Origin of the sequence: Mesorhizobium sp. M0678 (assembly GCF_040320505.1) — a bacterium.
Taxonomy (GTDB): Bacteria; Pseudomonadota; Alphaproteobacteria; order Rhizobiales; family Rhizobiaceae; genus Mesorhizobium.
On the sequence record NZ_JAMYPT010000032.1, the window covers coordinates 12330 to 34052 of the forward strand.

The 21723-nt window shown below is 64.3% G+C and carries 23 protein-coding genes; 17 read left to right on the top strand and 6 right to left on the bottom strand.

Features of this window, described 5'->3' with window-relative positions:
* Positions 1–40 precede the first annotated feature (40 nt).
* Positions 41–1261, top strand: coding sequence for a GGDEF domain-containing protein (locus tag NKI29_RS30415; protein WP_352798349.1), 1221 nt, complete (start codon positions 41–43; stop codon positions 1259–1261).
* On the opposite strand, the gene NKI29_RS30420 is transcribed toward NKI29_RS30415, so the two are convergent.
* Positions 1245–1604: a hypothetical protein gene (locus NKI29_RS30420; protein ID WP_352450158.1), complete on the bottom strand. Its 360-nt coding sequence runs from the start codon at positions 1602–1604 to the stop codon at positions 1245–1247. The genes NKI29_RS30415 and NKI29_RS30420 overlap by 17 nt on opposite strands.
* 253 nt (positions 1605–1857) lie before the next feature.
* Here NKI29_RS30420 and NKI29_RS30425 point away from each other — a divergent pair, with 253 nt between their 5' ends.
* The 7 genes from NKI29_RS30425 (at position 1858) to NKI29_RS30455 (ending at position 7236) form a co-directional block, all read left to right on the top strand.
* Positions 1858–2238, top strand: a complete 381-nt coding sequence (locus NKI29_RS30425) for a hypothetical protein (protein WP_352798350.1) — start codon at positions 1858–1860, stop codon at positions 2236–2238.
* A 242-nt stretch (positions 2239–2480) separates the two neighbouring features.
* On the top strand, positions 2481–2900 hold the full coding sequence (gene sdhC, locus NKI29_RS30430; RefSeq protein ID WP_292663224.1) for a succinate dehydrogenase, cytochrome b556 subunit: 420 nt from the start codon (positions 2481–2483) through the stop codon (positions 2898–2900).
* A gap of 1 nt (position 2901) precedes the next feature.
* On the top strand, positions 2902–3297 hold the full coding sequence (gene sdhD, locus NKI29_RS30435; protein WP_292663226.1) for a succinate dehydrogenase, hydrophobic membrane anchor protein: 396 nt from the start codon (positions 2902–2904) through the stop codon (positions 3295–3297).
* A 4-nt stretch (positions 3298–3301) separates the two neighbouring features.
* Entirely contained in the window at positions 3302–5140 is a 1839-nt protein-coding gene (gene sdhA / locus NKI29_RS30440; RefSeq protein WP_023679766.1) for a succinate dehydrogenase flavoprotein subunit, read from the top strand.
* Between the two features lie 2 nt (positions 5141–5142).
* Positions 5143–5580: a DUF3052 family protein gene (locus tag NKI29_RS30445; RefSeq protein ID WP_352680582.1), complete on the top strand. Its 438-nt coding sequence runs from the start codon at positions 5143–5145 to the stop codon at positions 5578–5580.
* The gene (locus NKI29_RS30450) at positions 5580–6359 is read left to right on the top strand and encodes a succinate dehydrogenase iron-sulfur subunit (protein ID WP_352680581.1); all 780 of its coding nucleotides are present in this window, start codon (positions 5580–5582) and stop codon (positions 6357–6359) included. The genes NKI29_RS30445 and NKI29_RS30450 overlap by 1 nt, the downstream gene beginning before the upstream one ends.
* Positions 6360–6597: 238 nt before the next feature.
* The gene (locus NKI29_RS30455; RefSeq protein ID WP_352680580.1) at positions 6598–7236 is read left to right on the top strand and encodes a YceH family protein; all 639 of its coding nucleotides are present in this window, start codon (positions 6598–6600) and stop codon (positions 7234–7236) included.
* Between the two features lie 297 nt (positions 7237–7533).
* Here the strand turns inward: NKI29_RS30455 and NKI29_RS30460 are convergent, their stop codons facing one another.
* A complete protein-coding gene (locus tag NKI29_RS30460) occupies positions 7534–7959 on the bottom strand; it encodes an OsmC family protein (protein ID WP_031212702.1) in 426 nt (141 codons plus the stop codon).
* Positions 7960–8182: 223 nt separating this feature from the next.
* On the opposite strand from NKI29_RS30460, the gene NKI29_RS30465 reads away from it, so the two are divergent.
* The 3 genes from NKI29_RS30465 to NKI29_RS30475 all read left to right on the top strand — a co-directional run bounded on the left by NKI29_RS30465 (position 8183) and on the right by NKI29_RS30475 (position 9451).
* Positions 8183–8422, top strand: a complete 240-nt coding sequence (locus NKI29_RS30465) for a hypothetical protein (protein ID WP_352450153.1) — start codon at positions 8183–8185, stop codon at positions 8420–8422.
* A gap of 2 nt (positions 8423–8424) precedes the next feature.
* A complete protein-coding gene (locus tag NKI29_RS30470) occupies positions 8425–8781 on the top strand; it encodes a YciI family protein (protein ID WP_352450152.1) in 357 nt (118 codons plus the stop codon).
* A gap of 142 nt (positions 8782–8923) precedes the next feature.
* A complete protein-coding gene (locus NKI29_RS30475) occupies positions 8924–9451 on the top strand; it encodes a hypothetical protein (protein WP_352798353.1) in 528 nt (175 codons plus the stop codon).
* Between the two features lie 71 nt (positions 9452–9522).
* Here the strand turns inward: NKI29_RS30475 and NKI29_RS30480 are convergent, their stop codons facing one another.
* Positions 9523–10767 carry a ubiquinone biosynthesis hydroxylase gene (locus tag NKI29_RS30480; protein WP_352798354.1) on the bottom strand — a complete coding sequence of 415 codons (1245 nt, stop codon included), beginning with the start codon at positions 10765–10767 and terminating at the stop codon, positions 9523–9525.
* Between the two features lie 101 nt (positions 10768–10868).
* On the opposite strand from NKI29_RS30480, the gene tesB reads away from it, so the two are divergent.
* The 6 genes from tesB (at position 10869) to NKI29_RS30510 (ending at position 18428) form a co-directional block, all read left to right on the top strand.
* Positions 10869–11744: an acyl-CoA thioesterase II gene (gene tesB / locus NKI29_RS30485; RefSeq protein ID WP_031212697.1), complete on the top strand. Its 876-nt coding sequence runs from the start codon at positions 10869–10871 to the stop codon at positions 11742–11744.
* A gap of 220 nt (positions 11745–11964) precedes the next feature.
* Complete coding sequence (locus NKI29_RS30490) at positions 11965–12303, top strand: P-II family nitrogen regulator (RefSeq protein ID WP_023679755.1); 339 nt, start codon at positions 11965–11967, stop codon at positions 12301–12303.
* 49 nt (positions 12304–12352) lie between these two features.
* Positions 12353–13672, top strand: a complete 1320-nt coding sequence (locus NKI29_RS30495; RefSeq protein WP_502896739.1) for an ammonium transporter — start codon at positions 12353–12355, stop codon at positions 13670–13672.
* A gap of 340 nt (positions 13673–14012) precedes the next feature.
* On the top strand, positions 14013–16670 hold the full coding sequence (locus NKI29_RS30500; RefSeq protein WP_352707979.1) for an FtsK/SpoIIIE family DNA translocase: 2658 nt from the start codon (positions 14013–14015) through the stop codon (positions 16668–16670).
* A 134-nt stretch (positions 16671–16804) separates the two neighbouring features.
* On the top strand, positions 16805–17488 hold the full coding sequence (locus tag NKI29_RS30505) for an outer membrane lipoprotein carrier protein LolA (RefSeq protein WP_031213172.1): 684 nt from the start codon (positions 16805–16807) through the stop codon (positions 17486–17488).
* Between the two features lie 133 nt (positions 17489–17621).
* Positions 17622–18428 (top strand): exodeoxyribonuclease III, encoded by an 807-nt coding sequence (locus tag NKI29_RS30510; protein WP_352757307.1) that lies wholly within the window; start codon positions 17622–17624, stop codon positions 18426–18428.
* Positions 18429–18448: 20 nt separating this feature from the next.
* Here the strand turns inward: NKI29_RS30510 and NKI29_RS30515 are convergent, their stop codons facing one another.
* The 3 genes from NKI29_RS30515 to NKI29_RS30525 are packed head-to-tail and all read right to left on the bottom strand — an operon-like array spanning position 18449 to position 21628.
* On the bottom strand, positions 18449–19300 hold the full coding sequence (locus tag NKI29_RS30515) for a TIGR01459 family HAD-type hydrolase (RefSeq protein ID WP_023680489.1): 852 nt from the start codon (positions 19298–19300) through the stop codon (positions 18449–18451).
* Positions 19297–20583: an FGGY-family carbohydrate kinase gene (locus NKI29_RS30520; protein ID WP_352757309.1), complete on the bottom strand. Its 1287-nt coding sequence runs from the start codon at positions 20581–20583 to the stop codon at positions 19297–19299. Before NKI29_RS30520 ends, NKI29_RS30515 begins: the two co-directional genes overlap by 4 nt.
* A gap of 1 nt (position 20584) precedes the next feature.
* Positions 20585–21628: a class II aldolase/adducin family protein gene (locus tag NKI29_RS30525; protein WP_352757311.1), complete on the bottom strand. Its 1044-nt coding sequence runs from the start codon at positions 21626–21628 to the stop codon at positions 20585–20587.
* Between the last annotated feature and the right edge of the window lie 95 nt (positions 21629–21723).

A 21723-nucleotide genomic window follows, 5' to 3' on the forward strand; every position in this document is an offset into this window, starting at 1 on the left:
GCGTTGGTGATTTGCTGTTCGGGGGGAGTGCCAAAACGCCATGGGCAGCGCTAATTTCATCCTGCTGATCAACCTGTTCGTTGCCGGGCTGCTGGCGGCGGCCTTCATGACGATCGCGGTCTATGACGCCGGCCGGGTGTCGGCACGCTGGCTGGCGTTCGGCTATGTGCTCGGCACGGCTTATTTCGCGATCGAGTTCAGCATTCCTGCCTTCGACAATGCGCGCCCCGTGGTTGTCGCCGCCTTTGCCGCCTTCCTTGGCGCTACCGTCGCCTTCAATGGCGGGCTTGCCCATAAATACCGCGTTTCGCCGCCTTGGCCGCCGATGCTGTTCTTCCTGGTCTTCGCCACCCTCGCGGTCTACTTCGTGCAGGACCTGCCACGCCAATCCTTTGTGCGAATGGCGGCCTACCAGCTTCCCTATGCGGCCATGCAGTTCACCGGGCTGGCGATCGTCTTGTCGTCCAGGCAAAGACGCGAGCGGCTCGACTATATGCTGATGGCTGTCCTGGCGGCCAGCACGTTGCAGTTCGCCAGCAAACCCTTCATCGCCCATGCGCTTGGTGGCTGGGGCGCCAACCCGCAATCTTATGCGCAGACCGGCTATGCGTTGGTGTCGCAGTCGGTCGGCACCGTGTTCGGCCTGGCGCTTGCGCTGGTGACATTGGCTATCCTGGTCCGCGACGTGCTCGCCGAGGCGACGTCGAAATCGGAAACCGACACGCTTTCGCGGCTGCTCAACCGTGGCGGCTTCGAGCGCCATGCCGAGATCGCACTGCGTGACGCCATGCGGCGCGCCGTTCCAGCGGCACTGGTCATTGCCGATCTCGACCATTTCAAGCGCATCAACGATACTTACGGCCACGCGTCGGGCGATCGGGTCATCGAGACCTTTGCCGGTTTTCTCCGCGATGCCGCGGCCGACCATCATGTCGCCGGCCGCATCGGCGGCGAGGAATTCGCTATTTTCCTGCCGGGGACCAATCTAGCCGCCGCCCGGCTCTTTGCCGAGGGCACGCGTAGCGCCTTCGGTGCCACGCCGATCGACTGCCTGCCCGCGGATCACCGCTGCAGCGCCAGCTTCGGCGTTGCCGAGCTTGGTCCGGGCGAAAGCTTTTCCGACCTGCTGCGGCGCGCCGACAAAGCGCTCTATCAGGCGAAGGGCAGCGGTCGCGATTGCGTGCGTGTCTCGGTGGGGCCGGCTGTTGCCCTGCCGGCGCCGTCAACCAAGGGCGGCGTGGCCGTCAGCGGCAGGGGCTGAGCTCCGGCATTTCGCCGTCGGAGAGGCCGTACATATAGCTGCGGCCCTTGACGAAAACCGGCGGCCTATAGCAGTCGCCGCCGCGGACATCGTCCGATTCGTTTTCGTAGATCACGTCGGGCTGGCCGGCGCTGGTGTAGTCGGACAATTCCTTGGCCAGCTTGCCCTCGCCAACGAGGATACGCTTGTAGCCGGCGGCACTGTCGATGACGAGATTGCCGAAGGAATCGGCATAGACGCGGTCATGATGGCGCGTCCCGGCGAATGCCGGTGCGACGACGCCGACGGCGAGCGCCGCCAATAGGAACCAGGGAAGGCGCGATCCTGCTGAATTCGAATGCATGGCGTGCTGCTCCATTGCTGAGAGGCAAGCCTCCTCGAATCAGAAATTAACCTTTTATTAACCTTTGTTAAGAGGGCAACCGCAGCAGGGGCGAGGTCTCGGAAAATATGGTTAATACCCAATCGCCCACCGGCCATCATTCGGCCATGCCTTGTTCCCACCATCCCCAGCATCGGGCGCGACTCAAACAGCATGAAATCCGGTGGCTTGCCGGAGCATCGCGGCGGGCTCGATACGCGGGGGAAAGCAGCAAATGAGATTACGCCGCACGTTTCGGATGGCGCTGGCCATTCCGCCGCTGCTGGCTGCAGCCGCCTGCGCGCCGCAGACCAGCGCGCCCAAGCTCGGCAACACGGCCGCCGCTTCCGTGTCGCTGGCTCCCGCCGCTAACGAACCGACGGCACCGCAGCCGCGCACAGCTACTTACAACTGCGCCGACGGTAGCGTGATGACCATCGAGAATCTCGGCACGTCGGTGCGCGTCCTCGGCCAGAACGGCGTCAGCGCCGAGCTGCCGGCGTCACCGGCCAATCAGACCAGCCGTTACGGCGAGGCGCATGACGCAATCGTGATCGATGGGCGTGAGGCGCTGGTGATGAAGGGCGGTGCACCACCGCTGGCCTGCAAGCGCTGATCCGCCCCTTGCGCCAGCCATATTTTGCAGTGCGGCGACATTGTGCCGGCGCAAGGCGACAGCCCTAATCGATTGAAGATGAAAGCCTCGCTTTCATCAGACTAAATTACGTTTTCGAAACGGTTTTCCGGCTTTGACGCGGTGCAAAAAGAGCATTAGAAACCGGCTGTCCGAAGTCGCAACCGGAAGCGGTAATGCCGCATTCCCACCTGAGGCTCCAGAGACGCCGAACTGGGGGAGCCATGAGCAAATCACCAGCCACCCGCGAATTTGCCAGACGTGAACGGCCGCTTTCGCCGCATCTGACCGTCTATCGGCCGCCGATCACCATGACGATGTCGATCGTCCACCGCATCACCGGCGGGGCGCTCTATTTCGGCACGCTGCTGGTCGCGCTGTGGCTGATGGCGGCGGCGAGCTCGGAGGCGACCTTCAATGCCGTCAACTGGGCCTTCGGCTCGTGGCTGGGACGGCTGGTGCTGTTCGGCTACAGCTGGGCGCTGATGCACCACATGCTGGGCGGTGTGCGCCATCTTATTTGGGACACTGGGGCAGGGCTGGAAAAGCATACCGCATCGAGGATCGCCTGGGCGACGCTTGCCGGCTCGGTCACGCTGACGCTGCTGATCTGGATCGCCGGCTACATGGCGCGGGGAGCCTGACATGAACGGCAAGAACACCGACATGCGCACGCCGCTGGCCAAGGTCCGCGGCCTCGGTTCCGCCCGCGAGGGCACCGGCCATTTCTGGCGCCAGCGGCTGACGGCGATCTCCAACATCCCGCTGGTCCTGTTCTTCGTCGGCTTCCTGATCGCACTCAACGGCGCCAGCTATCTCGAGGTGCGCGCCGCACTTGCCAATCCGTTCGTTGCACTGGTGCTGGCGCTGGTGCTGTTGTCGGTGCTCTACCACATGCGGCTCGGCATGCAGGCGATCATCGAAGACTATGTGCATGGCGAAGGCACCAGGCTGGCGCTGCTCGCCCTCAACACATTCTTTCCCGTAGTCGTCGGCGTCGCTTCGGTCTTCGCCCTGCTTAAACTGGCATTTGGAGGCTGATTTTTTGGCCAAGGACGCGAAGAACGCCAACACGGCTTCCGCCTATAGCTATGTCGATCACAAATTCGACGTCGTGGTCGTCGGCGCCGGCGGCGCCGGCCTGCGCGCCGCGCTCGGCATGGCCGAACAGGGCCTGCGCACCGCCTGCATCACCAAAGTGTTCCCGACGCGCTCGCATACGGTTGCGGCGCAGGGCGGCATCGCCGCCTCGCTCGCCAATATGGGTCCCGACAACTGGCAGTGGCATCTCTTCGACACCGTCAAAGGCTCAGATTGGCTGGGCGACACCGACGCTCAAGAATACATGGTGCGCGAAGCGCCGGCGGCGGTCTACGAGCTCGAGCACTACGGCGTTCCCTTCAGCCGCACCGAGGACGGGAAAATCTACCAGCGGCCGTTCGGCGGCATGATGATGAATTTCGGCGAGGGGCCGCCGGTGCAGCGCACCTGTGCGGCCGCCGACCGCACCGGCCACGCCATGCTGCACACGCTCTACGGCCAGTCGCTGAAGCACAATGCGCAGTTCTTCATCGAGTATTTCGCGCTCGACCTGATCATGGAGCCGGACGGCACCTGCACCGGCGTCGTCGCCTGGAACCTCGACGACGGCACCATCCACCGCTTTTCGGCCAAGATGGTGGTGCTGGCGACCGGCGGCTATGGCCGCGCCTATTTCTCGGCCACCTCGGCGCATACCTGCACCGGCGATGGCGGCGGCATGGCCGCACGCGCAGGCCTGCCGCTGCAGGATATGGAGTTCGTGCAGTTCCACCCGACCGGCATATACGGCGCCGGCTGCCTGATCACCGAGGGCGCGCGCGGCGAGGGCGGCTATCTCGTCAATTCCGAGGGCGAGCGCTTCATGGAGCGCTACGCGCCGTCGGCCAAGGACCTTGCTTCCCGAGACGTGGTCTCGCGCTGCATGACGCTGGAGATCCGCGAGGGCCGCGGCGTCGGCCCGAAGAAGGATCACATTTTCCTGCATCTCGACCATCTCGACCCGGCCGTTCTGCACGAGAGGCTTCCAGGTATTTCGGAATCGGCAAAGATCTTTGCCGGCGTCGACCTGACCAAGGAGCCGATCCCGGTGCTGCCGACGGTCCACTACAATATGGGCGGCGTGCCGACCAATTACTGGGGCGAGGTGCTGAATCCGACGGCGTCGAATCCGGACCAGGTGTCGCCCGGGCTGATGGCGGTCGGCGAAGCCGGCTGCGCCTCGGTGCACGGTGCTAACCGGCTGGGCTCCAACTCGCTGATCGACCTGGTGGTGTTCGGCCGTGCGGCGGCAATCCGGGCCGGCCAGGTGATCGACCGCACATCGGCGATCCCTTCGCCCAACGAGGCCGCCGTCGAAAAGATCATGGACCGCTTCGACCGGCTGCGTCACGCCAACGGCTCGACGCCGACAGCGGTTTTGCGCGAAAAGATGCAGAAGGCGATGCAGGAGGACGCGGCGGTGTTCCGCACCCAGGAATCGCTGGAAAGCGGCTGCAGGCGCATTTCGCAGATCTGGGGTGAACTCGGCGACGTCAAGGTGTTTGACCGCTCGATGATCTGGAACTCCGACCTGGTCGAGACGCTGGAGCTGGAAAACCTGATGGCCAACGCCATCACCACCGTCTACGGCGCCGAGGCGCGCAAGGAAAGCCGCGGCGCGCACGCGCGGGAGGACTTTTCGGCCCGCGACGACGCCAACTGGCGCAAGCATACGCTGGCTCGGCTCAACGAGGCCGGCGAGGTGGCGCTCACCTACCGGCCGGTGCACACCGAAACGCTGCTTAAGGAAGCAGACGGCGGCATCAACCCGGCCAAGATCGCGCCAAAGGCCAGGGTGTATTGACGATGGCGCTGGCGGTTGCGGGATATTCCGGCACGCTCCTTCCGGCCAAGCTCGGCCTGAAGGACGGGATGATTGCCGCTTTCGTCGCCTTGCCGGCCGAGCTGGACGACCTTGCCGAAGCCGTGGACTTTGCCGAGCTCGACCGGCTGGCCAACTGGTCGGCGATTTCGGGCGTTCATGACAAATACGATGCCGTGCATGCTTTCACCCGGCAGCGTGTCGAGATCGAGGACCGTCTTGGCGACATCGAAGCAGCGATCAAGCGGGACGGCATGGTCTGGGTCTCTTGGCCAAAAAAGGCATCGAAAGTGCCGACCGACGTCACCGAGGACGTTATCCGCACAGAGGCGCTGAAGCTCGACCTCGTCGACGTCAAGGTCGCGGCGGTGAACGAGATCTGGTCCGGGCTGAAGCTCGTCATCCGAAAGGACCTGAGGTAATGGTCGAACTCACGCTTCCGAAAAACTCGAAGATCATGGCCGGAAAAGCCTGGCCGAAGCCGGAGGGCGCGACCAATCTGCGCGAATACCGCATCTACCGCTGGTCGCCGGACGATGACGAGAACCCGCGCATGGATACGTATTTCGTCGACATGGACGATTGCGGGCCGATGGTGCTCGACGCGCTGCTCTGGATCAAGAACAAGATCGATCCGACGCTGACGCTGCGCCGCTCCTGCCGCGAAGGCATTTGCGGCTCGTGCGCCATGAACATCGACGGGTCGAACACGCTGGCCTGCACCAAGGGCTGCGACGATATTTCCGGCGCGATCAAGGTCTATCCGCTGCCGCACATGGCCGTGGTCAAGGACCTGGTGCCCGACCTCACCAATTTCTACGCCCAGCACGCCTCGATCGAGCCGTGGCTGAAGACGGTGTCGCCCGAGCCGGCCAAGGAATGGCTGCAGAGCCATGAGGACCGCGAAAAGCTCGACGGGCTCTACGAGTGCATATTGTGCGCCTGCTGCTCGACCTCCTGCCCGAGCTACTGGTGGAACGGCGAGCGCTATCTCGGCCCGGCGACGCTGCTGCAGGCCTATCGCTGGCTGATCGATTCCAGGGACGAGGCGACGGGCGAGCGGCTCGACAATCTCGAAGACCCGTTCCGGCTCTATCGCTGCCACACCATCATGAACTGCGCCCAGACTTGCCCCAAAGGGCTCAACCCGGCCAAGGCGATCGCCGAGATCAAGAAGATGATGGTGGAGCGACGGGTTTAGGCGGCGGGCGGGTTGCAGCCGAGATCGTCTCGTCCGTAGCGATCCTTCGCGCCCCCTCTGTCCTGCCGGACATCTACCCCTCAAGGGGGGAGATTAGCAGCTTGGAGGACAGCGCCCTTTCTGCAGCCTTGAAAAGTGGCGAAGCGGTGATGACAGCCAATCTCCCCACTAGAGGGGGAGATGTCCGGCAGGACAGAGGGGGGCGCTGTCCCGCCGAGTTCGAAAGGATAGCAAACTTATGACCGATATCGACCTTCCCATCCTCTCTCCCATCGAAGCCCGCGTGCTCGGCTGCCTTATCGAAAAGAAGGAGCTGACGCCGGACGTCTATCCGCTGACGCTCAATGCGGCACATGCGGCGGCCAACCAGAAGACGGCGCGCGAGCCGGTGATGTCGGTCGAACTTGGCGAGGTCAGAAGAGCGCTTGGCCAGCTCGAGCAGAAGGGCCTAGTCAGGCAAGTGTTCGCGTCGCGCGTCGAGCGCTACGAGCATGTGGTGGCGCAGCGCTTTTCCCTGACCTCGGCGCAGATCGCGCTGCTCGGCCTGTTGCTGCTGCGCGGCCCGCAGACGGCCTATGAATTGCTGGCGCGAAGCGAGCGCATGGCGCGGCTGCCGTCGATCGACGAGCTTCGCGGCAATCTCGATCTGCTGATCGGCCGCCGGCCACCGCTGGTGCAGCAGATCGATCGCGGCCCAGGCCAGCGCGAGGATCGCTATGTCCATCTGCTCAGCGGGCCGCCGCAGCTGTCGGCTGCCGCAGCGCCCCTGCAGTCGTCCTCGCCGGCGTCGGATCTGGAGACGCGCGTGCAGGCCCTCGAGGAAGAGGTCGCGGCATTGCGCGCTCGTCTCGACGCACTGTCCGGCGATGGGCGATAAGGATTTTCGAGACGTCGGGGACGGCCCCTCAGGTAACGTGTTCGTTGCCTACTTTCGATTGGCTGGCGCTGCCCCGCCTGCCGGCGACCTCTCCCCGTATAGGGACGAGGAGAGGGACGCTCTTCGACGGTTTCGTCAATCATCAACGTTGCAAGAAGGGTGCCGCAGCTGCGGCCAGCTTCTTTCTCCCCGTCACTGACGGGGAGAAATGCCCGGCAGGGCAATGAGGGGCGGCGCCGACTTCAACAATTGATGGACTCCAACACCAGTTGGAATCTATCAGACATAAAAGCTCCCTCACCCGAGCCTGGCGTCGAGCGATACTTTGATGGCGCCGAGCGCTTTCGAGACCGGGCATTCGGCCTTGGCCTTCTCGGCCAATTCCTTGAACTTGGCGGCATCGATGCCCGGTACCTTGCCGACCAGCGTGATCGCGCTGCCGGTGATGCCGGTGCCGGGGACCAGCGTTACCACGGCCTTGGCGTCGAGCTCGGCAGCCGGAGTGCCGTTCTCGGCGAGAAAATGCGAAAGCTGCATGGCGTAGCAGCCGGCATGGGCGGCGGCGATCAGCTCTTCCGGGTTTGTGCCGGATTTGCCGCTCTCGTCCTCGAAACGCATCTTGGCGGAATAGGGCGTGCCCTTCAGCGTCCCGCTCTGTGTATCGAGCGTGCCTTTGCCTTCCTTGAAACTGCCTTTCCAAACGGCGTTGGCGGTGCGGTCCATCAATTCCTCCTTGATTGTCGTGATTGAGCCCGTGATCGGCATCCAGTCGACTATAGCGCGCGCCGGAGCGAAGGCCACCCGCGCTTTCGTATCGGCGCCAGCGTGACACATCATGTCGAGCGAAAAAAAATTCGAAAAAAATACGCGTGCAAAAATGTCGACTTCCATCTGTCCCGGCCGTCCTGCGGGCGGCCATGGACTCGGTGGCCGGATGGAGGACCACATGAACAACCTGTTTTCTGCTCACTGGACAAGCACCGGCCACAGGGCCGGTGAACAACAAGCCGACTGGTCGCGCCTGCAGCCTTCCGGCTTCGGCCGATTGCTTGCGGCGATTGCCATTATCGGGATTGCGGTATCTCTTCTCGACTATGCTGCGGCCGGTCTCGATTCTGCGGCCGGCAAGGGCTCCGCGGAGATTTCCGTAGCCTCCTCTTCGGCTTCAAGCCAGGAATGGAGATAAAAATGAAGTATGTTTGCCTGGTCTATGGTGAAGAAAAAGATCTCTACGCAATGACGCCCGAGAGGCTGGCCAAGCTCGACGCCGATTCGATGGCCCATGACCGGTCATTGGACCAACGCGGGATGCTGATCATCGCGCAGGCGCTGCAATCGGTGAAAACGTCGAAAACCGTTCGCAGGCGCAAGGGCAAGCGGCTGGTCACCGACGGCCCCTTCGCCGAAACCAAGGAGCAGTTGCTCGGTTTCGTCATGATCGAGGCCGAGAGCCTCGACGAGGCGCTGGAGATCGCGGGCGAGATTCCGCTCGCCGAAATAGGCACGATCGAGGTGCGGGCGATCTACAAGGTGCCGGGGTCATAGAGATGTCTCGATAAGTTCCTCCGCGGAGCGGCGGGGACCAACGACTGGCATGGGCTTTCGTTTTCTTCGTCGGACGCAACTTTTGCGTGTTGAAGCAAAGCAATACTTCTCCTATCGTCGCCGAGATTGGGGGATCTTGGGCATGCATATATTGATTGCTGCAATCGGCCTGCTGGGGGCAGCGGCGTTCTGGTGGTACCGGCTGAAGACCATGAACGACGCGGCGCGTGAGGTTGCCGACGTGGTTGGCCGCGTCCAAGGCAACGTCCGCCGCAAGAAACTGCGCAAGCAGGCGGCGCTCTCGCCGCTGACGGCGATCGACGATCCGATCGTCGCCGCCGCGACGCTGATCACCGCGATTGTTTCCGAGCATGGTCCTGTGCTGCCGCAACGCGAAGCCGCCATTCGATCGGTGATCTCGGAGATCGCCGACAAAAAGCAGACCGATGAAGCCGTGATCTACGCCAAATGGGCGGCGTCACAGATCGATGATGCCACGATCGTCATCGACAAGCTGGCGCCGTTCCTGCGCGAACGGCTCGACGCGGCCGAAAGGAGCGATCTGCTGCGGATGGTCAGCCGTGCGGCGGAAGCCGGCGGACAAAACCTGCAGATTCCCGACCAGCGCATGCTGCGGCTGCGCCAGAAGCTGGGCTTCGAGGTGAACTAAGTTCCCTGACACGGAAATTTGGCAGACCGCATGGCGATTAAGCCGAGACGCCTGATCGCTTCAGGGCCTGTTTAGATCGCCTCGCCCTTCAACAGTTTCGGCGTGTCGCCGGACAGACCCGACGCCTGGCGGATGAAGAACCCCTTCAGCCGCGGCATGCGCTCGACGAGGCCGAGGCCGATGTCGCGCAAAGTGCGCAGCGGGCCGAAATCGTTGGAAAACATCCGGTTCAGCACATCGGTGGTGATGCCCATCTGCACCGTGTCGAAACGCCGCCATTGCTGGTAGCGCTCGAGCACGTCGAGCGCGCCGATGTCCTGGCCGAGCCGGTCGGCCTCGACCACCACTTCGGCCAGCGCCGCCACGTCCTTGAAGCCGAGATTGAGACCCTGGCCGGCGATCGGGTGGATGCCGTGGGCGGCGTCGCCGGCCAAGGCGATGCGCGGCGCGACGAAGGCGCGCGCAATGGTCAGCCCGAGCGGCCAGGCGCGCGGCTTGTCGGCGATATGGATTTCGCCGAGTTTGAGGCCAAAGCGCTGCTCGAGCTCGTATTCCAGGACCAGGGTGTCGCCCGCGACCAGCTTTTCGGCATCCTGCGACCGTTCGACCCAGACGATCGATGAGCGGTTGGTGCCGTCCTTGCCCGGCTTGAGCGGCAGCGTGGCAAACGGGCCCGCGGGAAGGAAATGCTCTTCGGCGCGGCCGTTGTGCGGCCGCTCGTGCGCCACCGTGCAGACGATGCCGGACTGGCCATACTCCCATTTCACCGTCTTGATGCCGGCCATGTCGCGCAGCTTCGAATTGACGCCGTCGGCGGCAACCAGCAGCCGCGCCTTCAGCGTCGCGCCGTCGGCAAGATGCACGGTTATGCCGGCGCCGTTGATGTCGAAGGCGCTGACGGCGACGCCTTCGATGATGCCGATGCCGAGTTGTTCGGCGCGCCGGCGCAAGGCGCCGTTCAAATCCTTGTTGGCGACCATATGCGCAAAGGGTTCGCCGGGCGCGACCTCGCCGTCGAAGGTGAGGAACACCGGGCGGACCGGATCGGATGTGCGCGAATCGGTGACAATCATTTCGGTGATTGCCTGCGCCTCCGGCGCGATCTCGTTCCAGACGCCGAGCTGGTCGAGCATGCGGCACGCGGCGGCGGCAATCGCCGAGGCGCGGCCGTCCTTCTGCCAGACGCCGGCCGGCGCCGCATCGACGACGGCGACGGCGAGGCTCGGCCGCGCCTGCTTCAGCGACACGGCGGCGGCCAAGCCGATATAACCGGCGCCGGCGACCAGAACGTCGAGCGAATTCTTGCTGTCGACCATGGGCAATTCCTTTCGCAGCCTGACTGTCGCCGGGCATTCCGCCCTTGACTGCCCGCTGTTCCTGTCGGAAACCGCCATGGTAATTTTGCGGCGAGGTCAAGATGACGGCAGCCATGGACGAGCTTCTCGGCATTCTCGACCTCGAGCAGCTGGAACACAACCTGTATCGTGGTCGCAGCCCCAAGCTCGATTGGCAGCGCATCTTCGGCGGCCAGACCATCGCCCAGGCGCTGGTCGCCGCGCAGCGAACGGTCGAGCCCGAGCGCCACGTGCATTCGCTGCATGGCTATTTCATGCGGCCGGGCGACACCAAGGTGCCTATCATTTACGAGGTCGACCGCATCCGTGACGGCGGCTCCTTCACCACGCGCCGCGTCGTGGCGATCCAGCACGGCCAGGCGATCTTTTCGCTGGAAGCCTCGTTCCAGCAGGATGAGGTCGGCCTGGAACATCAGGTGCCGATGCCGCAGGACGTGCCGGCGCCCGACACGTTGCTGTCGCAGCGCGAATTGCTGGGCAAGTTCGGCGAAGCCGTGCCCGACGGCATCAAGCGCTATTGGGAGCGCGACCGGCCGATCGAGATGAAGCCGGTGATGCTGAAGCATTATACCAGCCGGGAAAAGCTCGAGCCGAAGCAGAACATCTGGATCCGCACCACCGGCCCGGTGCCGGCCGACCGCGCCACGCAGGCGGCCGTGCTCGCTTACCTCTCGGATATGACGCTGCTCGACACCTCGACCTTTGCCCATGGCCGCGCCATTTTCGATCGTGATATCCAGGCAGCCAGCCTCGACCACGCCATGTGGTTCCACCGCAGCCATCCGCTCGACGACTGGATGCTGTACACGCAGGACAGCCCGTCGACGCAAGGATCGCGTGGCTTTACCCGCGGCTCGCTGTTTGCCCGCGACGGCACCTTGATCGCCTCAGTTGCCCAAGAAGGACTCATCCGGCTGAAGCGGCCGCCTGCGGAGTAGGCATTTTTCGAAATTTGCCTATTTTTTAAGCATATGCACTGCCGCGCCTGTGACCAGGCAGCTGCCAGACCTTCTCGATTTCGTTGTTTAACAACAGCTTAACACCCTGCTTCGGCAATTGGCACGGAGCTTGAATCCTAGCGGGCACTCTCCGGCTCTCATGGGGAATCGGCGAAGTTGTGCAAACGCGGGGACCCGCAACAGCAAAGGGTGAAACCTTATGAAGATCGTGATGGCAATCATAAAGCCGTTCAAGCTCGACGAGGTGCGCGAGGCGCTCACCGCAGTCGGCATCCAGGGCCTGACCGTCACCGAAGTAAAAGGCTACGGACGTCAGAAGGGGCACACGGAAATCTATCGCGGGGCGGAATACGCGGTCAGCTTCCTGCCGAAGATCAAGATCGAAGTCGCGGTCGCAGTCGACATGGTCGACAAGGCCGTCGAAGCCATCACCGCGGCGGCCAAGACCGGCCAGATCGGCGACGGCAAGATCTTCGTTTTCGGCATCGACCAGGCGGTGCGCATTCGCACCGGCGAAACAGACACCGACGCGCTTTGAGCTGCGGATACGTATTCCAATGGAGAGTTCAATGAATATTCCTTCCACCTTGAAGATAACGGGACGCGCGGCCGTTTTAGGTTCGCTCGCTCTCGCACTGGGCACGGTTGCTGCGTTCGCGCAGGAAGCGGCACCGGCGGCACCGGCTGCCCCTGCGCCCGCGCTCGACACCGGCAACACAGCCTGGATGTTGACCTCGACGGCGCTGGTGCTGATGATGACCGTACCGGGCCTGGCGCTGTTTTATGGCGGCATGGTGCGCAAGAAGAACGTGCTCGCCACCATCATGCAGAGCTTTGCCATCACCTGTCTGGTGACGGTGCTGTGGTTCATGTTCGGCTACTCGCTGGCCTTCTCGGATGGCGGCGGCATGAATGCCTATCTCGGCGGCTTCTCGAAGTTCTTCCACAACGGCATCACCACCTCCTCGCTGTGGCTGCCGGGCGTGGCGAACATTCCTGAGTTCGTCTTCTCGATGTTCCAGATGACCTTCGCCATCATCACGCCGGCGCTGATTGCCGGCGCCTTCGCCGAACGCATGAAGTTCTCGGCGCTGCTCATCTTCATGGGCGCGTGGCTGCTGGTGGTCTACGCCCCGATCGCGCACTGGGTGTGGGGCGGCGGCTTCCTCGGCACCGCCGGCGTTCTCGATTTCGCCGGCGGCACGGTCGTTCACATCAATGCCGGTGTTGCCGGCCTGGTCTGCGCGCTGGTTCTCGGCAAACGTGAAGGCTACGGCACCACCAACATGGCGCCGCACAACCTCGTCTACTCCGTCATCGGCGCTTCGCTGCTGTGGGTCGGCTGGTTCGGCTTCAACGCCGGCTCGGAACTGGCCGCCGACGGCCTTGCCGGTGCCGCAATGCTGAACACCCAGGTTGCGGCTGCTGCTGCGGCGCTCGCCTGGATGTTCGCCGAATGGATCGTCGCCAAGAAGCCGAGCGTTCTCGGCATCATCTCGGGCGCCGTCGCTGGCCTGGTCGCGGTGACGCCGGCTTCCGGCTTCGTCAATCCGACCGGCGCCTTCATCGTCGGCATCGTCGCCGGCGTGCTCTGCTACGTCTCGGCCGTCAAGCTCAAGCACGCGTTCGGCTATGACGACTCGCTCGATGCATTCGGCGTGCACGGCATCGGCGGCATCATCGGTGCATTGCTGACCGGCGTGCTCGCCGATCCGGCGATCAACAGCCTCGGCTCGGGCGCCTCTGTCGGCAAGCAGCTCTACGGTATCGTCTTCACCATCCTGTGGACGGCGATCGCGAGCTTCGTGATCCTCTACATCGTCAAGGCGCTGGTCGGCCTGCGTCCTTCCACCCCGGAAGAGGTCGAAGGCCTCGACATCAGCCAGCACGGCGAAGTGGTGCCGTAAAGGTATTGGCTGGCACCGGCGTTTTGCCGGTGCCGGGAAGATCCCGTCGTGATGCTCCCGAAAGGGCTCACGCCTTGAGGCCCGGAAGATTTCCGGGCCTCTTTTTTGCGCGCGGATGGCCGTGATGGCTCGATCACGGTCGCTTGATCAAGGTGCTCGATCCGCCGGCGGCGTGAAACATCGGCCGCAGCGGCTTCGAACGGTGGTGGCGGTCGCCCGTTCCGGTGACGCAGAATGCCCATGGTTAATGCGCCCTTAACCTTCCCGCCGCTAGTCTGACAGCCGAATCTGCCGTGTTGCGCGTCCGCGCCCGGCCGGGCAACGACAGACGAGGAAGAGCATGCGTTCAGGGGCTTCAGCACCGCTTGCGCTGGCCGATACGGAGCACGGCATCCGGTCGTTCGCGAGGCGCCAGGTCGGGCGGCTGGTCGGTGCCGGGCTGTTTGCTCTGGTTGGATTCGGCGTCGCCGCCCTTGCCACCTGGAACGTCGCCGATCCGAGCTTTTCGCACGCCACCGACAATATCGTCACCAATGCAATGGGTTATGCCGGCGCCGTCTTTTCCGACATTGCCATGCAGTTCTTCGGACTTGCCGCCGTTGCGGCGCTGGTGCCGGCGGTGATCTGGGGATTTCTGCTGTTTACCGCGCGCGGCGTCGACCGGCTGCCGAAACGGGCGCTGGCCTGGTTCGGGTTTTCGCTGCTTGGCGCGGCAATTGCCGGCTGCGTCGTGCCGCCCAAGACTTGGCCGCTGCCGACCGGCCTCGGCGGCGTCTTCGGCGACATGGTACTCAATATCCCGGGCCTGGTCATCGGCGGCTATCCGACCGGCCTCGTCGCCAGCGTGCTCGCCGTGCTCCTGGCAGCGCCGGCGCTGTGGGTATTCTTGTATGGCTCGGCGCTGATTTCGCGCAAGAACGGCTTTGCCGTCCTCGAACAGCCTGCAGTGCCCGATCCGCAGGACGACCTGCTTTTCGACAATGAAGAGGACGAGGGCGACGAAGGTATATTGGCGCTTGGCGCCATCACCCACTGGTGGCTGTCGCTGCGGGCCTATCTGCGCCGCCGCGCCGCGCGCCGGCGCGAGCGCGACGATTTCGAGCCGGAGATGGAACCGCGCCCCAGCGCCTGGCGGCGGGCGGCCGAACGGGTCGAATCGGCCGAGTTCGCCGAGGCGCGGATGAGCCCGGGCGGGCGCGCGCGCGTCGAGCCGGAATTCTTCGCCGCCATGGTCAACGACCGCAGTGCCTCGATCGACCCTGACGATGCCGACGTCTTCGATAACGACGACAATGACGACGACATGGATTTCGCGCCCGAGCCGGCCGGCCAGCGCCGCGCCGCGCCAACGGCCAAGGTCCAGAACTTCCGTTCCGACGCGGCGACACGCGTCGAGGCGCCGGCGCCGCGGCCGGCCCCCGGCGCCCGCGTCCAGCGCGAGGCGCAGACTTCGCTGATCGGCTCGGAAAAATTCGAGATGCCGTCGCTGCACTTCCTGTCGGAACCAAAGAACGTGGTGCGCGACGCCAGCCTGTCCAAGGACGCGCTGGAGCAGAACGCCCGCCTGCTCGAGGGCGTGCTGGAGGATTTCGGCGTCAAGGGCGAAATCATCCATGTGCGTCCGGGTCCGGTCGTCACGCTCTACGAGCTGGAACCGGCGCCCGGCATCAAATCGTCGCGGGTCATCGGCCTGTCCGACGACATCGCCCGCTCGATGAGCGCCATCGCCTGCCGTGTCGCCGTGGTGCCCGGCCGCAACGCGATCGGCATCGAATTGCCGAACGCCAGGCGCGAGACGGTCTATTTGCGCGAGATCATGGCCAGCCGCGATTTCGAAACCACCAAGGCCAAGCTGGCGCTGGCGCTGGGCAAGACCATCAATGGCGAGGCGGTGATCGTCGACATCGCCAAAATGCCGCACGTGCTGGTCGCCGGCACTACCGGCTCGGGCAAGTCCGTCGCCATCAACACCATGATCCTGTCGCTGCTCTACCGGCTGACGCCGCAGGACTGCCGGCTGATCATGATCGATCCAAAGATGCTGGAGCTCTCGGTCTATGACGGCATTCCGCATCTTCTGACGCCGGTCGTCACCGATCCGAAGAAGGCGGTGGTGGCGCTGAAATGGACCGTGCGGGAGATGGAGGACCGCTACCGCAAGATGTCCAAGGTCGGCGTCCGCAACATCGACGGCTTCAACGCGCGCGTGCAGCAGGCCGAGAAAAAGGGCGAAAGGATCTCGCGCACCGTGCAGACCGGCTTCGACCGCCAAACCGGCGAGGCGATCTACGAGACGGAGAACCTCGACCTCGAGCCGATGCCCTACATCGTCGTCATCATCGACGAGATGGCCGATTTGATGATGGTCGCCGGCAAGGACATCGAAGGCGCGGTGCAGCGCCTGGCGCAGATGGCGCGCGCCGCCGGCATCCATGTCATCATGGCGACGCAGCGGCCGTCGGTCGACGTCATCACCGGCACCATCAAGGCGAATTTCCCGACCCGCATCTCCTTCCAGGTGACATCGAAGATCGACAGCCGCACCATCCTGGGCGAGCAGGGCGCCGAACAGCTGCTCGGCATGGGCGACATGCTCTACATGGCCGGCGGCGGCCGCATCCAGCGCGTGCACGGTCCCTTCGTCTCCGACGACGAGGTGGAGAAGATTGTCGCGCATCTGAAGCTGCAGGGCGTGCCGGAATATCTCGACGCCATCACCGAGGACGACGACAAGGATGACGATGAGCCGACGGGCAAAGGCAGTGGCGGCGGCGACGGCGGTAATTTCGAGGATTCCGACGATCCCTACGACCAGGCGGTCGCGGTGGTGCTGCGCGACGGCAAGGCCTCGACCAGCTACATCCAGCGCCGGCTCGGCATCGGCTACAACCGCGCCGCCTCGATCATCGAGAAGATGGAGAAGGAAGGCATTGTCGGCCCGGCCAACCATGCCGGAAAACGCGAAATCCTGGTGCCGACGGAGGACGACAAGTTCTAGAGCGCGTCCGCGCCGGCAACTTTGAACCTTTTGGCGCGTTGCAGCGGACGGGGTTCGTGCGGCCCGCCAAACTTAAGCCCAACTGGGGGGCCAGACCAATATAACGAGCAAGCAATCAGATGATGGTGACCGGCATGAAAAACGCAACTCTCGCCCCAAGCAGGGATTTCGCCCCAACCCGCCGGCAGGTGCTCGGCCTCGGCCTGGTCCTGGCCGGTGCGGCGGCCGCCAACCTCGTGCCCGGCTTCCAGTTGCTGGCGTCGGCGCAAGCAGCGGTTCCGGCGACGGCGCAGAAGATCGCCGATCATTTCTCCTCGGTCAAATCGATGAGCGGCGAGTTCGTGCAGTTCGGACCCAAGGGCGAGCAGACCGGCGGCAAGTTCTTTCTGGAACGGCCGGGCAAGATCCGCTTCAATTACGACGGCGCCTCGAATTTCAGAGTGATTTCCGACGGCAAGTCGGTGGTCATCCTCAACAAGAAGCTGCGGACCTCCGACCTCTATCCGCTGTCGAAGACGCCGCTGAAGCTGCTGCTCGACGACAAGATCGATCTGTCGGGCGGGCGCGTCAGAAGCGTCAAGGAAGAGGACGATCTCACCACCATCCAGCTTGCCGACAAATCGGTGTTCGGCAATTCGAAGATCACCATGATGTTCGATCCGAAATCTTATGAATTGCGGCAGTGGACCATCACCGATGCGCAAGGCAAGGACACGACGGTGATGATCTTCAACACCAAGGAGGGCGTCAGCTTCGCCCCCGACACCTTCGCCATCGACTATACGGCGAACCGCGAGCTGAACACCAAGACACGGTAACTTCTACCGTTGCGGGATGGCTTTTCCGCGTTGGTGCAGGCGGCTTGTTTTTGCGGTGCGCGGCTGGCAGTAGTTTCCGCGATTGACTTCCGTCGGAGCCATCCGGCGGATCTCGCGTTGTCCGGAACCCCACATGCCGTTTTCCGTCGCTACCTGGAACATCAACTCCGTCCGGCTGCGTATGCCGATCGTCGAACGCCTGCTGGTCGAGCAGGCGCCGGACGTGCTCTGCCTACAGGAAACCAAGGTTCCGGACGAATTGTTTCCGGAGAAAGCGTTCCGCAAGCTCGGCTACGAGCACATCGCCTTCCATGGCCAGAAGGGCTATCACGGCGTTGCCACCATAGCGCGGCGGCCGATCGAGGTGGTCGAAAAGCGCCGCTTCTGCGAGATCGACGACAGCCGGCATCTGTCGGTCACCGTCAACGCCGGCGGCAAAACGATCCTGCTGCACAATTTCTACGTACCGGCCGGCGGCGACGAGCCCGACCCGGCCGTCAACCGCAAGTTCAAGCACAAGCTCGATTTCGTTGCCGAGATGAACGCCGTCCGCGCCGAGCATGACGAGCACTCCGGCGCGATCCTGGTCGGCGACCTCAACATCGCGCCGCTCGAGCACGATGTCTGGTCGCACAAGCAGCTCCTCAATGTCGTCAGCCATACGCCGGTCGAGACGGAAAACTTCGAGGCAATGCGGCTCGCCGGCGACTGGATCGACCTGATGCGGCTCAATGTGCCTTACGAGGAGAAACTCTATACCTGGTGGAGCTATCGCGCCCTGGATTGGCTGGCCTCAAATCGCGGCCGCCGCCTCGACCATGTCTGGTCGTCGCCAAACCTGGTGCCGCATTTTGCCGGCTATGAAATCCTGCGGCCGGCGCGCGGCTGGGAACGGCCCTCGGACCATGTGCCGGTGATCGGGCGTTTCAACCTGGATTAGCTTTGTCTCGCCTTAACAACTCAGCGAAACCTGAAGCTATCCGCGATGTAGTCGGGACGGGCGTTCAGCGTGGCGAAAACGTCCTCCAGGTCAGGCGCCCCCGCCAATATGCCCGACAGGACCAGCGTCGTCGCGACGCCGACGCCGTTGCCGCCGGCGATGTCGTGCTCGACGCTGTCGCCGACGCAGACCACGCTGTCGCGCTCCGGGTGGCCCGCCAGTGCCAGCGCTGCCTCGAATATCTGCGGATTGGGCTTGCCAATGCGCGCCACGCTGCCGCCGAGGCTCTCGTAGAGATCGGCGAGCCGGCCGGCGCCGAAGCGAGGGCCGACGGCAGTCAGCATGATCTTGTCGGGATTGGTGCAGAAGCATGGCACCCGCCGCGCCGCCGCCGGACCAAGAAGCCGGCGATAATGGTCGAGGTCGTAGCGATCGCCCTCGCTGGCGGAAATCAGCACCAGTTCGGCATCGTCGCCGTCCTTGGCCAGGACGAAGGGCAGGCCGTCGACAGCCGAACGGTCATTGTCGCGGCGGATCAGCAGGCATTTTGTCTGCGGGCGCAGGGCTCCGGATGCTGCCATTTGGTGGAAGGAGCGCCACGCCACCTCGCCGGAGGAGACAAAGTGATCCCAGCTTCCCGGTTCGAAACCGAGCTTCAGCAGGCGGCGCTCATTGGGTTGCGCCCGCTTGCCGGAATTCGAGATCAGTACGATGGTCTTGCCGGCGCGCTTGAGTGCCGACAACGCTTCGACAGCACCTGGATAGGCGCTGGTGCCGTCGTGCAGCACACCAAATTGGTCGAGCAGGAACACCTGATAGCGGTCGGTCAGCGCGGCGATGCCGTCGAGGTGTTGAATTGCCTTGGCCGTCATAAAAGCCCCGCTGCGCTTGCGCCCATCAGCGCCAGCCGCGCCGTGCCGGCAGCGGCCTCCTCCGAAAGAGCCGGCACGAGAGCGACGCCAAGCTTGCGCTGCCGGATCGCTGTCCAGGCCGGATTGGCCGCACCGCCGCCGACGCTCCTGACCGATGTCAGCCGGGGGGCGCCGAGTTCGGCAAGCCGGCGATAGCCGAGCGCTTCGATCGCCGCAATACCCTCGAACATCGCTTTCAGATAGTCGGCGTCGTCGGCGGGCCGCGGCTCGAGGCGCGGCGGCAGCGCCGGATCGGCTATGGGGAAGCGTTCGCCCGGCGCCGGCAGCGGGTAATAATCGAGGCCGGTCTTCGTCGCCGGGTCGATTTTTTTGCTGAGTTCGACAATGCGGGCGACGGGGAAATGCTGGGCCAGCACCTTGCCGCCGGAGTTCGAGGCGCCGCCCGCCAGGTAGGTGTCACCCAGCCGATGGCTGTAGATGCCGAATTGCGGCGCCGAGATCGGCCGGTCGGAGAGGATCTTGATGGTCAGCGACGAGCCGAGCGCGGTAACGCCGTCGCCCGCGGCACTCGCACCGGTCGCCAGGAATGAGGCGCAGCCATCCGTCGTGCCGGCAACGATAACCACGTCGCGCGGCAGGCCGAACATTTTCGCAGCGCTGGCGGTGAGCGTGTCCGTGACATCGCCCGGCCGGACGACGCGGGGCAGGAATTCCATGCGCACGCCGGTCGCCGCGATCCAGTCCGGCCAGCGCCGGGCCTCGACGTCGTAGCCGGTCTTCAGGGCGTTGTTCTCGTCGCTGACATCGAAGCGGCCGGAAAACTGTCCGGCGATCCAGTCTGCCTGGTGCAGCACAGTGGCGACGCCGGGCAGGTGCTGGAAAGACAGCGCCTTGGCGAGACCGGAGGTCGCCCCAAGTGCAGCGCTCGTTGCCGGTGCCGCGCCGGCTATTGCTGTCAGAATAGTGTCGTCAGCGACCTTGTCGTTGTACATCAGCGGTTCGGCCAGCGGCCGCCCGGCGCCGTCGACCGGCAGCAGCGTGCCCGACGTACCGTCGACGGCGATCGAGCGCACTGCCGCGCGATCGATACATTTGAGCAGTTCCGCCAACGTCGCGCCGACCGCCTCCCACCATATGGCGGGGTCGCGGCCGTTCGGCCCAAATCGCTCGAGGGCAATAGCGGAATGCGCGGCAACGGAAAAATCCGGACGCATGGCGACGGCGCGCGCGCCGGATGTGCCGATGTCGATGCCGATGGCAAGCGGACCAGACGAACGCGGCATGTCAGCTGCCTCCGGCATTGAGTTTCTGGCGATATTTTTCGGCGTCCCAGTTGATCAGCTCGTCATTCTCCGCCGCTGTCAGATAATTCAGCTTCGCCGAGACATCGATCCGCGCTGTCACGTCGGAAAGGCAGCGCTGCATGGCGTCGGCACCGGCGCCGGCGTCGCCGCGCATCAACACGCCGAGTCCAGGAAACAGGATCGCCACGGGTGCGGCGCCGCAGCGCTCGATGACGCGCTTCACACCCTCGTCCGGTCTCGCCACGACCGAGCCTTCGCCGAGAAAGATGACGTGGTCGGGGTAGAGGCTGCCACCCGAAGCCATGCGGCAGCTTTCGGGGTCGATCGCCACCGCATGCGCCTCAACGTCCGCCGGCAATCTGTAGTCGCTGTCGCCGGCGCGCGCCGTCAATGCCGCGATGTCCGGTTCCGCCACCTGGCGCGGCGGCCGCGCCAACAGTCGTGTCACGCGCCGCAGCAGCATGTCGGCCGCGGCGACGGTCTCGGCTGCAACGACCAGGCCGTGATTGCCGAGGATCAGGATATCCACGCCTGGCCGAAGGCGCTCGGCGATACCCTGCGCGAGCGGCAGTCCCGGCCGGCGATAGGGAACATACGCCCATTGATGGCCGTCGAGCCGTCTGGCGGCCTCGGCCTCGCAGTCGGCCTGCACGGCCAGCGAAATGGTCTCGACGCAGTGAACATGCAGAACGATGCGCTGCGGCATCAGCGCATGCACGGTGGTCTCGATCGACGGGCGCAAGCCGCGCGCGTTGAGGGCGCCGACAGTGAAGGCCTGCGGCTGTTCGGCGGCCGGGTCGCGCCGTTCGATGGCGTCGAGCAATGGCGGGATGCCGACCGGCACCATGATGTCCGCGATGAGCGCGTCCTTCAGCCAGGTGCCGGAGGCCTTGATCCAGAGCGTGTCGCCGGCTTTCAGCGAGGTGTTGCCGCCGGCGGCCTGGGTCAGATGCGGGTCGCTGCCGATGGCGGCCGAAAGCGACTGCAGCGCTGCCAGTTCCTGCGCATCCGCACTGATCGTCATCGAAATTCCTCCACAAACCGGCCGCGTGGCCACGGCTTTGGACGTCCCGGTGCCGGGACGAAGACCGACGCTGGTATCGCAGATGCGAGTAAGTT